Source organism: Candidatus Dechloromonas phosphoritropha (assembly GCA_016722705.1).
In the GTDB taxonomy this organism is placed as follows: domain Bacteria; phylum Pseudomonadota; class Gammaproteobacteria; order Burkholderiales; family Rhodocyclaceae; genus Azonexus; species Azonexus phosphoritrophus.
Window position 1 is genome coordinate 296,538 of record JADKGN010000005.1, and the last position, 15,455, is coordinate 311,992.

General features: G+C 60.9%; 8 protein-coding genes. 2 read left to right on the plus strand and 6 right to left on the minus strand.

What is annotated here, in order from left to right; all coding sequences use genetic code 11:
• The first annotated feature begins 211 nt into the window (after positions 1 to 211).
• Both IPP03_21075 and IPP03_21080 read left to right on the plus strand, forming a co-directional pair.
• Positions 212 to 1,009, plus strand: a complete 798-nt coding sequence (locus tag IPP03_21075) for a protein kinase (protein MBL0355001.1) — start codon at positions 212 to 214, stop codon at positions 1,007 to 1,009.
• Entirely contained in the window at positions 1,006 to 2,694 is a 1,689-nt protein-coding gene (locus IPP03_21080) for a hypothetical protein (GenBank protein ID MBL0355002.1), read from the plus strand. Before IPP03_21075 ends, IPP03_21080 begins: the two co-directional genes overlap by 4 nt.
• Before the next feature lie 234 nt (positions 2,695 to 2,928).
• Here the strand turns inward: IPP03_21080 and IPP03_21085 are convergent, their stop codons facing one another.
• The 6 genes from IPP03_21085 to IPP03_21110 all read right to left on the minus strand — a co-directional run bounded on the left by IPP03_21085 (position 2,929) and on the right by IPP03_21110 (position 15,419).
• Complete coding sequence (locus IPP03_21085) at positions 2,929 to 3,744, minus strand: kinase/pyrophosphorylase (protein ID MBL0355003.1); 816 nt, start codon at positions 3,742 to 3,744, stop codon at positions 2,929 to 2,931.
• A 9-nt stretch (positions 3,745 to 3,753) separates the two neighbouring features.
• Positions 3,754 to 6,504 carry a phosphoenolpyruvate carboxylase gene (ppc, locus tag IPP03_21090; GenBank protein MBL0355004.1) on the minus strand — a complete coding sequence of 917 codons (2,751 nt, stop codon included), beginning with the start codon at positions 6,502 to 6,504 and terminating at the stop codon, positions 3,754 to 3,756.
• 11 nt (positions 6,505 to 6,515) lie between these two features.
• On the minus strand, positions 6,516 to 6,968 hold the full coding sequence (locus IPP03_21095) for a universal stress protein (protein ID MBL0355005.1): 453 nt from the start codon (positions 6,966 to 6,968) through the stop codon (positions 6,516 to 6,518).
• 315 nt (positions 6,969 to 7,283) lie between these two features.
• Entirely contained in the window at positions 7,284 to 9,107 is a 1,824-nt protein-coding gene (locus tag IPP03_21100) for a lactate permease LctP family transporter (protein MBL0355006.1), read from the minus strand.
• A gap of 81 nt (positions 9,108 to 9,188) precedes the next feature.
• Complete coding sequence (locus IPP03_21105; GenBank protein ID MBL0355007.1) at positions 9,189 to 11,960, minus strand: FAD-binding oxidoreductase; 2,772 nt, start codon at positions 11,958 to 11,960, stop codon at positions 9,189 to 9,191.
• A gap of 15 nt (positions 11,961 to 11,975) precedes the next feature.
• Complete coding sequence (locus IPP03_21110) at positions 11,976 to 15,419, minus strand: pyruvate carboxylase (protein ID MBL0355008.1); 3,444 nt, start codon at positions 15,417 to 15,419, stop codon at positions 11,976 to 11,978.
• Positions 15,420 to 15,455 lie beyond the last annotated feature (36 nt).

Below are 15,455 nucleotides of genomic sequence, written 5' to 3' on the forward strand. Positions count from 1 at the left end.
CTGTCCAGGGATCGATGGCGGCAGGGTGTGATGCCCAAAAGTTGGGGTATTTGGCCGATCGTGGCGGGTTGGCAGCAAAATTCGCAGCAAGCTGACTCGCATCACGGCTGGAATGGCACGACATTGACATCGCACGGCGGGTTTATGAAACATCCGGGTTAGGCACGAGTCCTTTATCGTCGATATTTGCAAAAAAGCAGGTTTGTCCCGAGTGGTACGGGGGCTGGCATCCGTAGAAACGAAGATTGCCGAACCATTAATGGGTGGCATGCCAGTACCCTTTTGCTATGTAATTTTCGAGGTTGCTGATCAGGGTGACCTTCGAAAAATGCTTCACCGCACATCGGATGTCGATTTGGCATTCAAGTTCAAGATCCTCCATGAAGTGGCCGTTGGACTCAACCAACTGCATAAGAACCGGATTGCTCACCAGGATCTAAAGCCCTCTAACGTCGGTGTTTTCCAGAGTGATTCCGCCAGCGCCAAAATTCTCGATCTGGGCCGAGCAACTTCGCTAGATTTCAGCGCTCTTCACGACACCTTGGCATGTCCCGGCGATAGTGGCTACGCTCCTCCCGAACAACTATACGGTTACACCACCAACTCATTTGTGGACCGGCGAGCGAGTGGAGACCTGTTCCAGCTTGGCTCATTGTTGAGTTTTCTTTTTTTCTGGCAGACGGCAATCTGCGAGGTGCTTGGACGAGTCCCGCAAGAATTCTGGCCCCAAAACTGGAGCGGCAAGTACGAAGATGTGCTCCCCTACATTCAGGAGGCCTTCGCCCAGTGGCTTGAGGAGGTTGAACCACAGATTCCTGAATGGTGTCGGAGAGAGGTGTTAGAAATCCTTTGCCAAGCATGCGACCCCGATCCCCTTCGACGAGGTGATCCCAAGGCGCGGATGCAGCGCCCCACATCCATTGGTATGGATCGTTTTGTTGGACGTCTGAACAATCTTGCTCGGCGTGCTGAAGTTGCTGTGCGGCTTGCTGGAGCCAAGAAGAATTGAGCAGCAATAAATTTACCGATCGGATCGATCGCCGGGTTATTCCTCGGTGGCGTGTATCAACCGAAGTTGCTGTCAGTGGCGAACTGACCCCACTTAGGGAGAGGGCCCCTACGGTTTCGTTTGATCGCGAACTGGCCCGGTTAAAGAGCGAGATTCTTTTGAATCCGACGCTTGGCGTTGCTGCCGATGCTCTCGGCGTGGCATTACTTTCTGGTGATAATGCTTTGGAAGTTCAGGCCAAAGATATTTTGAACAAGCACCAAGACATCATTCCGGCTGGGTTGCGCAAATTGATTGGCACTCAAGATGAGGTTATCGAAGGCGCTACCCTGTCCAGATGGGACTGCTCGACAAAGCGCAATCAAGTAGCGATCCAGCGTATTCGGCGACTGCTTTTGCAGTATCAGCATAATCCACTCCTGTATCTGGACATGGCACGGAATCAGGCGGTTCTTGGGTTAAGGGAAAAGGCTGAGAAGTCAATCCGAGTTGCATTATCGCTGGCTCCCCAGCATCGCCACGTACTTCGGGCTGCATCACGCTTCTACATAAGCGAGGATGCGCCGGAGATTGCCTTGCGTTTATTGGTTAATTCTCCGATGACGCGCCATGATCCTTGGCTAATGGCTGCAGAAGTTGCCACAGCCCAAGTGGTCGGGCGGGGGTCGAAGTTCTTCAAGCAAGGCAAATTGCTACTAGATCATCCTACTTTCAAGCCCGTTCATTTATCCGAACTGGCGGCAGCGATTGGTACAGTCGAGCTGGAGGATGGCCGTCGCAAGGATGCAAAGCGACGATTCGAGATGGCGATGCTTGATCCTACCGAGAATGCTCTTGCACAAGTCAAGTGGGCAGAGGACAAGAGTAATTCCCGCTTCGCATTTGGAAATCCTACACACAACTTGCTTGGCGCCCACGAAGCGGCATTCATTAAGGCTTACTACCAAAGCCACGACATTGTTGAAGCAGCTCGTCATGTCGATAAGTGGTTCGATGATGAACCTTTTTCGGCTATTGCAGCCATGATGCACAGCTATATGGGCAGTATTCTGGATGATTATCAATCGGTGATCGACGTTTGCGACCTTGGACTGCGATCAAACCCCAATCATCCATGCTTAATGAACAATAAGATTTTTGCGGAAGTATCGTCTGGGCAGGTTTTCGAGGGGGACGAAGAGACTGTCCTCGCCAAACTATCGTCGATCACAAAATACCTGTCTGCTGAGGCGAGCAAGGAGGATGCGGACGTAGCCCATATTGGAGCCAATATTGGACTGCTACTGTATCGAGCAGGTTCTCCAGAGGAGGGGCGTCGAGCTTACGATCATGCAGTGAAGTGGGCAACGCGGAAGAACGAACGTTTTTCAGCCGCCAATGCGCTAATGTTCCATGCACGCGAGGCTATCTTGGCCAAAACAGAATGGGCTGGCGACCTAATGCGCGAGGCCGAAGCGACGACGTTTAATAGTAGCGGCCAGGCGTTCTACATGACCAAATTAAGAGCGTTGGCAGCAAATCCTGAGAAAGCGGGGGAAATACTGAATCCAGCTGCCGCCATGGCTTATCTTCCCAAGAAGCTAGCGCCTAAGTTGGGTATCGATTTCAAGATCGAAAAGAATGACGACGGGACGGTTACTCTCATTGTCCCAAAACGGCTACGACCACAACGCCAGCGTAACTAGGACTTACCAAAAGACATCGATGTGTAATCTGCATCGAATTAATTCAAGAATAGCGAACTTCTGCAAGAGTCCGCTTTAATCAAGAGAAGGGTCGTTTAGCCGAGCGGTTCCGAGTGACCGGTTTGGCCGATCAAGAGTCACCCGTCTGAAATCTTTGAGAGGCGGCTTTGTGTTCAGTAAGCAGCCAAACAGCTTTCTAATGTCATGAGACGGCTGAGGGTCGTTTCCCGCCGCTCAGCGCAGTTTCAGTTCCTGCAGGACGGTGGTCGATATTTCCTCGATCGACTTGGTCGACGAATCCAGCCAGCGGATTCCCTCGCGGCGCATCATCTTTTCCGCTTCGGCAACTTCGTACCGGCAGTTGGCCAGCGCGGCGTAGTTGCTGTTGGCGCGTCTTTCCTCGCGGATCCTGTGCAGGCGCTCGGGCTGGATGGTCAGGCCGAACAGTTTGCTCCGCTGCCTTTCGAGGGTTCCCGGTAGCCGACCGCGATCGAAGTCTTCCGGAATCAGCGGGAAGTTGGCCGCCTTCAGGCCGAACTGCATCGCCAGGTAGAGCGCGGTCGGTGTCTTGCCACAGCGCGATACGGCAACCAGGATCACATCGGCATCTTCCAGATCACGGTCGGTGATGCCGTCGTCGTGGGCCAGTGTGTAGTTGATCGCCTCGATGCGCTTCTTGTAATCGGAACTGTCGGCTGAACCGTGCAAACGACCGACCGTATGGCTGGACTTGACCCCCAGTTCGGCTTCGAGCGGCGCCAGGAAGCTGTCGAAGTACGAGAGGCAGAAGGCATCAGCCTGGTGAACGATGTCAGCCAGTTCCTGATTGACCAGTGTCGTGAATACGATGGCGCGCATGCCGTCACCCTCGCTCTGGCCATTGATGCGGGCAACGGCTTCCCGCGCCTTGGCAATGCTGTCGAGGAAAGGAATGCGGATCTGCTCGAACTCCACGTCCTCGAACTGGGTCAGGAGGCTGTGCCCGAGCGCTTCCGCAGTCAGGCCGGTGCCGTCGGAGATGAAGAAAACGGAACGCTTGATTGGGGCCATGCGGCCATTTTAACCGCTGTTGCGCAAGCCTGAAGCGATGCCGTTGATCGATAGATGGATGTCGCGGGCGACACGCTCATCAGTTTCGCCGGCCCGGTAGCGTTTGAGCAACTCGACCTGCAGGTGGTTGAGCGGGTCCATGTAGGGCGAGCGCAGTTGCAGCGAATGCTTGAGCAGAGGATTGTCGGCCAGGAAACCGTCGTGTTCGAGAATCGCCAGCAGATGCCGGCGGGTCAGTTCCCATTCGGCCTTGATGCGCCCGAAGATGTTGTCGCGCAGTTCGGAGTCGCTCACCAGTTCGGCGTAGCGCGAGGCAATGGCGAGGTCGGTCTTGGCCAGCACCATGTCCATGTTGGACAGCAGGCTCCTGAAGAAGGGCCAGGCGACAAGCATGCGCCGCATGGTCGCGAGACCGTCCGGATTCTCCTGCAAATAGCCGTCGACCGCGGAACCGAAGCCGTACCAGCCGGGCAGCATAAGGCGGCACTGCGCCCATGAAAACACCCAGGGGATGGCGCGCAAGTCTTCGATGCGCTCAGAGGGCTTGCGTGAGGCGGGGCGGCTGCCGATATTGAGGGTGGCGATTTCCGAAACGACGGTCGATTGCCGAAAATAGGTTGTGAACCCGGGAGTTTCGTAAACCAGGCCACGGTAGGCGGTAAAGGCGCGTTGCGACAGGTCGTCCATGACCGCATGGAACTGCTCGGCCGGTTCGACGCGATTTTCATGGTCGGTCAGGCTGGCCTCCAATGTCGCGGCGAGCAGTACTTCGAGGTTGCGGCGACCGGTGTCCGGGTTGCCATATTTGGTCGAAATGACCTCGCCCTGTTCGGTCAGGCGGATCTGGCCGGAAACGGCGCCGGCCGGCTGGGCGAGGATGGCGTGAAAGCTGGGGCCGCCGCCACGCCCGACCGAGCCGCCACGGCCGTGGAACAGGCGCAACCGGACGCCATGCGCACGGCAGACGCGGGTCAGTTCGATTTCCGCCTTGTACAGTTCCCAGCCCGAGGTCAGGAAGCCGCCGTCCTTGTTGCTGTCGGAGTAGCCGAGCATGACCTCCTGTTCGTTGCGACGCCCGGCGATCAGGGCGCGGTAGGCGGCAACGCTGAAAATACCGTCCATCGTCGCCGCGCTCTTCTGCAGATCCTCGATCGTTTCGAACAGCGGGATGATGTTCACGTCGAGTTGCGGTTGCGAACCCGGGTGCAGCAGGCCCGATTCCTTGAGCAGCAGTGCCAGTTCGAGCAGGTCCGAGATGCCGCCGGTCTTCGAGATGATGCAGTTGGGCAGGGCGGCGGCGCCATAGCGCTGGCGCAGTTCGCGGGCGGCGAAGAAAATCGCCAGTTCACCCCGGGTTTCCTCGGAGTATCCCAGGTAGGGCGAATATAGTGGGCGCGGCGTGGTGATTTCCTCAATCAGCAGGCTGATGCGGTCGACCTCGGAAAGTGCCTCGTAATCGGGGCAGCGCCCGGCGCTGGCGAGCAGTTCGGCGACGCTGCGGGCGTGCACCTCGGAGTTCTGGCGCAGGTCGACCGGCGCCAGATGGAAACCGAAGACCTGCACCGCGCGCAGCAGGCGGCGCAGGCGGCCATTGGCCAGGGCGGCGCTGCCGTTCTGGTTCAGTGAGTTCGCCAGCACCCTGAGGTCGGCGCGCAGGGCGTCGGGGTCGTAATAGGCGACGGCCTGGCCGATTTCGCGGCGCGCCGGCTCGACGTGGTCGAGCGTGCGGGCGGTGGCGGCGGCGCGCGCATAAATGCCCGACAGCGCGCGGCGGTAGGGCTCGTCGGCGCGTTGTGGCGAGTGGTCGGTGGAATGCGCCGCCAGGTCATCCAGTTCCGGTGTGGTCCTGACCAGCAGGCTGGAGAGCGGCAACTCGCCACCGAGTTCGTGAATTTCATCGAGATAGTGATCGAGCGTGGCCGCCGATTGCAGGCGCAGCGTTTCGCGCAGGATATCCGCGGTGACGAAGGGGTTGCCGTCGCGGTCGCCGCCAATCCAGGTGCCGATGCGGAAGAACGGCGGCAGTGTCCAGGTCCGCGCGGGATAACGGGTGTGCAACTGCCGCGCGACCTGGACATAGAGGCGCGGAAGTTCGCTGAAGAAGGTTTCCTTGAAGTAGGTAATACCATTTTTGACCTCGTCCAGCACCTTGAGGCGCACCGGGCGCAGCATGCGCGATTGCCACAGGGTGAGGATGGCGTTGGCGAGACCGCGGTCGTTCTCCACCTCCTCCTCGGGTGTCATTCGCAGGCGCTCGCGCTGGTCGAGCAGGTGGGCGAGGTCGCGGTGGTTGCGGATCAGGCTCTGGCGCTGAACCTCGGTCGGGTGCGCGGTGAGGACCGGCGCGACGAGCGCGTGCACGAAGAAGTCGGTGATGGCCTCGGGTGTGACTTCGCTCTCGGCCAGGCGGTCGAGGGCATGGACGAGGCTGCCTTCGCGCGGCGGCGAACCGGCCAGATCGTGCGCCCGGCGGCGCCGGACGTGGTGCTCGTCCTCGGCGATGTTGGCCAGTTGCAGGAAGTAGCTGAAAGCACGGACGACGACCTGTGTCGTGCCGCGCGCGAGCGGATCGAGGAGGGCAGCGAGCTCGGCGTGTGCCGCCGGGCCACCGTCGCGGGCGAAACGCACGGTGGTCTGACGGACGCGCTCGACAATCTCGAAGGCTTCAGCGCCTTCCTGCTCGCGCACGGTGTTACCGAGGATACGGCCGAGAAGCCGGATGTCGGCCCGCAGCGGCTCCTCCTTGTCACTGTCGGGCATGGCGAGCGGCATCAGTGCTTGCGGACGAGGAGGACCGAGGCGTCAGACAGTCTGGAGACCTGCTCGGCGACCGAACCAAGGAGAAGCAGCGCAAGGCCGCGCTGGCCATGGCGACCAATGACGATCAGGTCGCAGCCGAGTTCGCGTGCCTTGGCGACGAGAACCTCCGACACCCGGCGTTTCATCGTCTCGAGGAGGATGGTCTCGGCCTCGACACCCGCCGCATTGGCGGTGGCACGGGCTACTTCGAGTATCTTGGCGCCCGCGTCGCGGATCGCACTCATCGCGTGATCGAGATCGAGCTCCGTGCTCACCGCGCGATGGTGCATGCCCAGCAGCACTTCATCGGCGACATGGGCGATATGGAGTCGGACGTTGGTGGCCCTGGCGATATTGACGGCCTCGGCGAGCGCGCAACGCGAGGTTTCACTGTCGTCTATGGCAACCAGAATTTTCTTGTACATGGCTTTTACAGTGTAATGGACTTTTGATGGAACTTACCTTAACAAGTCATCGGCCCCGGCGCAGCTAGGGAAAACCTCAACTTGCCGGTTGTCCCCGGGACCCAGTTTTCGTGGCAACTCTTGCGGCACAAAAAAGTGAGAAGCGGGAGGAGCATGGCACCTCCCGCTATGGCACTGCCAGTTCAAACGAACCCCCGGCGCTTAGGAAAGCACTGTTATTCGGGTTTCGTCATTCCGGCACATTCCGGAATCCAGCAAAATCTGCAAGCTGGACCCCGGCCTGTACCGAGGTAAAAAATAAATCAGCGTTTCCTCTTAATGGAAATGAACTTCGTCGCGTCCTTCAGCTGGAGCAAGCAGATTGGCACCCAGCACACGGGACATGAGAGTAACGAAAGCGCTGATGCCGACGAAGATCCCCAACCACATCAAACCGTCCGGATTGATCACGACCTGCGCAGCGGCGCTGGACACCGCAGCGGCTGCTGCAGCGACGGGCCTGACGTAACTCGGCACGATGCCAGGGAAGACATAAGCCCACAGAAGGTGAAGGATGCCGACGATGACGGCCAGGAAGATCGAGTGCTTGAAGGTGAAACGGAAGATTTCCGATTCGCGACCGACCATGCCTGTGGCACCGGTGGCCACGGAAATCGACTGGGGAGAAATCATCTTGCCGCAAACGCCACCGCTGGTATTGGCCGACATCGCGATGACCGGGTCGATACCGAGCTTCTCGGCAGTTACCGCCTGCAAATTGCCGAACAAGGCGTTGGTCGAAGTGTCGGAACCGGTCATGAACACACCCAGCCAGCCGAGAATGGCAGCAAAGAAGGGGAAGGCGACGCCCGTTAGGGCCACTGCGTGACCCAGGGAGATTGCCATGCCGGAGAAATTCATGATGTAGGCAAAGCCGAGGATGGTCGCAATGGTCACGATGGGCCACTTGAGCGTCTTCAGGGTGTCACCGGCGACACCAGCTGCCGTCTTCAGGGAGGCTCCCATAACAAAGATGGAGAACATCCAGGCAAAGAGAATCGCGGTACCGGCGGCGCTCAGTATGTTGAAGTTAAAGACCGCCGGCTTGGCTTTGCCGGCCTGGTCGATAACCATCTTGTCGAGGCCGCCAATCGGGATGGCGTAGTCGAACAGCAGCTTGGTTATCTGGTTGAGCGCCTGACTGACCGGCTTGATACCCCAGGCGCAGACGAACAGGGAAAGGAGGATGAACGGTGCCCAGGCCCGGAAAATCTGACCGCCGGTGTAATTCAGTGCTGCTTTTCCCAAACTCTTGGGTTCATCGGGGAAATGCCAGCTTTCTTTCGGGTGCCAGGCCTTGAGGAAGGCGACCGTGCAGATGATCGATACGATCGAGGCAACGAGGTCGGGCAGCAGTGGCGCCGTCAGTGGCGAGTTCGCAGCAAAGTACTGGGCGATGGCGAAGGAGCCGCCGCTGACCAGACAGGCCGGCCATACTTCCAGACCTTTTTTCCAGCCGGCCATGAGGATGACCAGGTAGAGCGGGATGAAAATGCTGACGAGCGGTAGCGTCCGGCCGACCATCTGGCTGAGGGCGAAGGGAGGAATACCGGAGACTTGCCCACCCACCACGATGGGAATGCCGATGGCGCCCCAGGCAACCGGCGCGGTATTGGCCAGCAGGCAGATACCTGCTGCATAGAGGGGATTGAAGCCGAGGCCGGCCAGCATGGCCGCCGTAATGGCAACAGGAGTACCGAAGCCGGCTGCTCCTTCGATGAAGGCACCGAAGGAAAAGGCGATCAGCAGTGCCTGCAAACGGCGGTCATCCGAAATTGAGGCCAGCGAGTTCTTGATGACTTCGAATTGTCCTGTCTTGACTGACATGTTGTAGATGAAGAGCGCCGTGATGACGATCCAGCAAACCGGAAACAGGCCGAAAGCGCCACCGTACAAAGTGGCCAGAGCGGCTAGATCCACCGGCATCTTATAGACAAAAATCGCGATAAGAACTGCGAGTCCGGTGCCGCCTATTGCGGCAAAATGGCCCTTCATGCGCTTGATGGCAAGCGCCCAAAAAAGAAAGAGAATCGGTATTGCTGCGACAAACGCCGACAATCCTATATTTTCCAGTGGATTAACATTCATCTGCCATGTCATCTTCTTGCTCCTTGTTTTAAGGGCGGGGTTCATTCGCCCATTATTAGTTTAACCATCCTCGCTACCCAGTCTCTTCCCCCTCTAACAGGTCATGGCGTCCTCCTTGCGACTGCATTCCTCGAGCAGGTAGGCAATCGATCGAAAAGTGCGCCCGGTTTCTGCCGTGAGCCCGATCTCGCAGGTGCGGTTGGTAGACACGCCGCAGGTACAAGCCGGCGTCAGTTCGTCGTGAATCGTGCGCAGGGCGTGCCGGTTGAGTTCCGGTACGACAAAGCCGCGATCGCCGGCAAAGCCGCAGCAGGTGACGCCGGCGGGTTCGATGATCTGCTCGACGCAGGCGGCCAGAACTTTCTTCAGCTTGGCATCCGAGCCAGTCTTGCGCACGCTGCAATTGATGTGCAGGGCCACCGGTCCGGCCTGTTTGGCAATCATCAGGCGCGGCAGCAGGGCATCGGCGGCAAATTCGTGAAAGTCGTAGAGCTTCAGGCGGCCAGCCAGGTACTTCTGCATGCGGCCAGTACAGGCGCTGGCGTCCATGATCACCGGGTAGCGACCGCCTTCCGAGGCTTCCGTCAGCGCGGCTTCCAGTGCCCCGGACATACTGTCGGCCGCGTCGGGCAGTCCCTTGCTGGCCAGCATCTGGCCGCAGCACATCTGGTCGAAGCCCTTGGGCAGACGCGGGGCGTAGCCGGCTCGGGTCAGCAGGGTCATGATCACGTCGCCGAGTTGCGCTTCGCCGGCCTCGCTCGGCCCGAAGATGCGGCCGCCGCAGGCCGGGAAATAGACGACCGGGTCGCCTTCCGTGGTGCGCGCGGCAGGTCCCTTGCCCGCGTGCGGCATGTTCTTCTTCCAGGCGTCGCCGGAAATGCGCGCCAGGAAGTTGTCGCCGAGGATGCCGGAAACCGCGTGGCCGGCCTTGAGACCGAGGCGCGAGGCGGTGGCCAGTGTGCCGAAGTTGTTGGCTGTCCATTCGCCCACCCGCCTGCTGCCGCTGCTTATCTTGCGGGCACGCAGACGGCGGGTCAGGTCGCCGGTGTCGATGCCGACCGGGCAGGCGGTCGAGCACAGGCCGCAACCGGCGCAGGTGTCGAGCCCCATGTACACGTAGTCCTCGCCGATACTGCCGGCGGGTTCGCCGCTCGCGGCGCGGCGCGCCAGTTCGCGGACGCTGACGATGCGCTGGCGCGGCGAGAGCGTCAGGCGGTGCGAGGGACACAGCGGTTCGCAGAAGCCGCATTCGATGCAGCGGTCGACGATGTCCTCCGCGGCGGGCATCGGCTTCAGGTTTTCGAGGTGGGCGGCGGGGTTGTCGTTGAGGATGACGCCGGGGTTGAGCAGGTTGTCCGGATCGAACAGGCGCTTGATCGTGCGCATCAGGTCGGCGGCTTCCTTGCCCCATTCCATCTCGACGAAGGGCGCCATGTTGCGGCCAGTGCCGTGTTCGGCCTTCAACGAGCCATCGTATTTGTTCACCACCAGATCGCAGATGTCGTCCATGAAACGGGCGTAGCGATCGATCTCGGCCTGATCGCCGAAATCCTGCGTGAACACGAAGTGCAGGTTGCCTTCCAGCGCATGGCCGAAGATGATCGCCTCGTCGTAACCGTGCTGGCGAAGCAGCGCCTGCAGGTCGAGCGTGGCATCGGCCAGCGAGGCGATCGGAAAGGCGACGTCCTCGATGATCACCGTGGTGCCGGTCCGGCGCATGGCGCCGACCGAGGGAAAGGTACCTTTACGCACCTTCCAGTACATCTCGCAGGTGGCCGGGTCGGTCGAGAACTGCAATGGCTCGACGGTGACGATACCGGCCAGCGCCGCATGGACGGCGGAAATGTGCTCGTTCAAGCCGTCGACCGTGGCAGAGCGTACCTCGATCAACAGCGCCGCGGCGTCTTTGTCCAGCGTCATGATCGTCGACGGCAGACCGGGCTTGTCCTGCACCGAGCGCAGCGCCGGGCGGTCGAGCAATTCGACCGCCGAAACCGGTTGCGGCTTGAGGCGGATCACCGCTTCGCAGGCGGTGCGGATGTCAGGGAAGAAGACCAGCGCGCTGGCCTTGAACGGGTCTTCGGCGACGGTATGGTAGGTGATGCGCGAAATGAAGCCGAGGGTGCCTTCTGAGCCGATCATCAGGTGACTGAGGATGTCGATCGGGTTTTCGTAATCGATCAGTGCGTTCAGACTGTAGCCGGTGGTGTTCTTGATCTTGAACTTGTGGCGGATGCGCTCGGCCAGCTTGGTATTGGCCCGGGTGTCGCGGCCCAGGCGTTCGAGTTCGCCGAGCAGCGCGCCGTGGCTTTGCTTGAAGGCGGCAATGCTGGCTGGATCTTCGCTGTCGAGCAGCGTGCCGTCGGCCAGCATCACGCGCATTCCGGCCAGCGTCCGGTAGCTGTTCTCGGCCGTGCCGCAGCACATGCCGGAAGCGTTGTTGGCGGCGATGCCGCCGATCTTGGCGGTGCCGATCGACGCCGGGTCGGGGCCGATCTTCTTGCCGTGCGGCGCGAGACGGCGATTGACCTCGCCACCGATGATGCCGGGACCGACTTTCACCTTGCTGGCATTGGCGTTGATTTCATAGGTGGCGAAGCTTTCGCCGATCAGGGCGAGCACGCCGTCGCTGATCGCCTGGCCTGAGAGGCTGGTGCCGGCGGCGCGGAAGGTGACCGGGGTTTTGTTCGCCCTTGCTGCGGTCAACACCGATTTGAGGTCGTTTTCCGATTCGATGACGGCGATGACCTGGGGGATCAGGCGGTAGAAACTGGCATCGGTACCGTAGGCCAGGCGACGCAGATCGTCGGTGATGACCTGGGTTGCTGGCAATTGCTGACGCAGGGTGTGGATGAGTTGGCTCATGGTTTCATTGCTCCCTTATTCGAGAACTACCAGCAGATCCTTGGGGGCGACGCGATCCCCCGGCGCGACCAGCACCCTGGCGACAGTAGCGTTGCGTTCGGCGGTGATCGAAGTCTCCATCTTCATCGCTTCGATGGAAACCAGGGGGCTGCCCCGGCTGACCTTCTGGCCGGGCTTGACCGAAACCGTCGCGACAGCACCCGGCATCGGTGCAGCGATGTGGTCGGGGTTGCCGGCGTCGGCCTTGGGATGGGTCTTGCGCGTCGCTTCCTGTCCGCTACGGGCGATACGCAGGGGGCGCGGCAGGCCGTTCAGTTCGAAGTAGAGTCGCACCTCGCCGTCTTCCTTGATGTCGGTCTGGCCGGTCAGACGGACGATCAGGGTCTTGCCCCTGTCGATATCGACCGCCATCTCGTCCTTTTCGCTCATGCCATAAAAGAAGGCCGGCGTCGGCAGCGCCGAAACGTCGCCGTACTGGCGGTGGTGCTCGGCGTATTCGGCGAATACCTTGGGGTACATCAGATAGGATGCGAGATCGTTGTCGTTGACATGGCGACCAATGGCCTTCTCCGCCCTGGCTCGTTCCGCCTCCAGATCGGCCTCCGGAAGATGGGCCGCAGCGCGGCCAACAATCGGTTCCTGACCCTTCAGTATCCTGGCCTGCAAGGCCGGTGGGAACCCGTCCGCCGGATAGCCGAGTTCGCCCTTCATCATCGACACCACCGATTCCGGGAAGGAAATCTCGCGCTCCGGGTTCTCCACATCGTCGGGCCCGAGATCGTTGGCGACCATGAACAGCGCCAGATCACCAACCACCTTGGACGACGGGGTGACCTTGACGATGTCGCCGAACAAGGTGTTGGCATCGGCGTAGGCCTGGGCGACCTCGTTCCAGCGATGATCCAGGCCCATCGCGCGGGCCTGTTCGCGCAGATTGGTGTATTGGCCGCCGGGCATTTCGTGGCGATAGACATCGGAAGTACCGGAGCGGATGTCGGCCTCGAACGGTGCGTAGAAATGGCGGACGCCCTCCCAGTAGCGGGCAAACGGGGCGATGCGGGCGCACGTCAGCCCGGAATCCCGTTCGCCGTGTTCGAGCGCGGCGACGATGGCGCCCAGGCTGGGTTGCGAGGTCAGCCCGCTCATCGAATCCATGGCGCCGTCCACCGCGTCGACGCCGGCTTCGACGGCGGCTAGTACCGAGGCGATGGAGCCGCCGCTGGTGTCGTGGGTATGGAAATGGACGGGCAGGCCGACTTCCTCGCGGATTGCCTTGACCAGCATGCTGGCCGCCGCTGGCCGGCAGACACCGGCCATGTCCTTGATGCCGATGATGTGGGCGCCGGCTTTTTCCAGTTGGCGGGCCATGGTGACGTAATACCCGAGGTCGTACTTCGGGCGGGCCGGGTCAAGCAGGTTGCCGGTATAGCAGATCGCCGCCTCGCAGATGGCGCCCGATTCGATCACCGCGTCCATGGCGACCCGCATGTTGTCGACCCAGTTCAGCGAATCGAAGACCCGGAAGACGTCCATGCCGTTCTTCGCCGCCTGGGCCACGAAATAGCGCACCACATTGTCCGGGTAGTTGGTGTAGCCAACAGCGTTGGAAGCCCGCAGCAGCATCTGCAGCAGCACGTTGGGCGCCGCTTCGCGCAGCTTGCCCAGCCGTTCCCAGGGATCTTCCTTGAGGAAGCGCATGGCGACGTCGAAGGTGGCGCCACCCCAGCATTCCAGCGAGAGCAGGTCGGGCAGCAGATGTGCATAGTGCGGCGCGACGGCGACCATGTCCGCAGTCCGCATGCGCGTGGCGAACAGCGACTGGTGGGCGTCACGCATGGTGGTGTCGGTGAGCAGGATGCGCTTCTCGTTGCGCATCCACTGGGCAAATTTCTCCGGGCCGAGTTCCAGAAGGCGGTCACGGCTGCCCTTGGGCAAGGCCGCGGCCGGATCGATAAGTGGCAGTAGCGGCGGAGGCAACGGCAGAGCCGGCTTGCAACGGCCCTTCATTTCCGGATTGCCGTTGACCAGGACGTTGCCGATGAACTTGAGCAGGCGCGTGGCGCGGTCGCGGCGGGGCTTGAAGGTGAACAGTTCCGGGGTGTTGTCGATGAAGCGGGTAGTGCACTCACCGCTTTTGAACGACGGATGGGTAATCACGTTTTCTAGGAAGGCCAGGTTGCTCGACACGCCGCGGATACGGAATTCGCTCAGCGCGCGGCCCATCCGCCGGATCGCTTCCTCGGGATCGTGCCCCTTGGCGGTGACCTTGACCAGCAGGGAATCGTAGTAAGGCGTGATGATCGCGCCAGCATAAGCCGTACCGGCATCGAGGCGGATGCCGGCGCCCGAGGCGCTGCGGTAGGCGGTCAGCCTGCCGTAATCGGGGCTGAACGCCTTTTCCGGATCCTCGGTGGTCACCCGGCATTGCAGGGCGTGGCCCGACAGGCTGATCCTGTCCTGGGCCGGCAGGTAGTCGTCGACGCCGATGCGGGCGCCTTCGCTGATCCGGATCTGCGCCTTGACGATGTCGAGGCCCGTAACTTCTTCGGTGACGGTGTGTTCGACCTGGATGCGCGGATTGACCTCGATGAAATAGAACTCGCCGGAATCGACGTCCATCAGGAACTCGACGGTGCCGGCGTGGGTGTAATTGACGCCGCGCGCCAGCTTGAGCGCGGACTGGCACAGTCCTTCCCGTTGGGCATCGCTCAGGTAAGGGGCCGGTGCGCGTTCGACTACCTTCTGGTTACGGCGCTGCACGGAACAGTCGCGCTCGAACAGGTGCACGAGTTGCCCGTGCTGGTCGCCCATGATCTGGACTTCGACATGGCGGGCACGAACCACCATCTTTTCCAGATAGAGTTCGTCGTTGCCGAAAGCCGAGGCGGCTTCACGCCGTGCCAGGTCGATGGCCGGTGCGAGTTCTTCCGCCTGGTTGATCGCCCGCATGCCGCGCCCGCCGCCGCCCCAGCTCGCCTTGAGCATCAGCGGGTAGCCGATATCCGCGGCGAGGGCGAGACACGTGTCGATATCCCGGGGCAAGGCCTGGGTGGCGGGAACGACGGGCACCAGCACGCGCTCGGCCAGCGCCCGCGCCGCGACCTTGTTGCCCAGCTCGCGCATGACGTTGGATTTGGGGCCGATGAAGACGATGCCGGCTGTCGCGCAGGCATCGGCAAAGTCCGGATTCTCGGAAAGAAAACCGTATCCCGGGTGAATCGCGTCGACCTTGGCCAGCCTGGCGACGCGAATGATGTCGGCGATATCGAGATAGGCGCTGACCGGCTTCCTGCCATCGCCGACCAGATAGCTTTCGTCGGCCTTAAAACGGTGCAGGGCGAACCTGTCCTCGTTGGAGTAGATGCCGATGGTGCGAATGCCGAGTTCGCTGGCGGCGCGCATGACGCGGATGGCGATTTCGCTGCGGTTGGCGATCAGGATTCGGTGGATGGTCTTCACAAGATTGTTCCGATTCGGTGCGTCTAAGCGTTGTTG

Excerpts from the sequence above, each read along its gene's own strand:
- IPP03_21085 (MBL0355003.1), bottom strand. The coding sequence starts at position 3,744 with ATGGCCCCAATCAAGCGTTCCGTTTTCTTCATCTCCGACGGCACCGGC.
- ppc (MBL0355004.1), bottom strand. The coding sequence starts at position 6,504 with ATGCCCGACAGTGACAAGGAGGAGCCGCTGCGGGCCGACATCCGGCTT.
- IPP03_21095 (MBL0355005.1), bottom strand. The coding sequence starts at position 6,968 with ATGTACAAGAAAATTCTGGTTGCCATAGACGACAGTGAAACCTCGCGT.
- IPP03_21100 (MBL0355006.1), bottom strand. The coding sequence starts at position 9,107 with ATGACATGGCAGATGAATGTTAATCCACTGGAAAATATAGGATTGTCG.
- IPP03_21105 (MBL0355007.1), bottom strand. The coding sequence starts at position 11,960 with ATGAGCCAACTCATCCACACCCTGCGTCAGCAATTGCCAGCAACCCAG.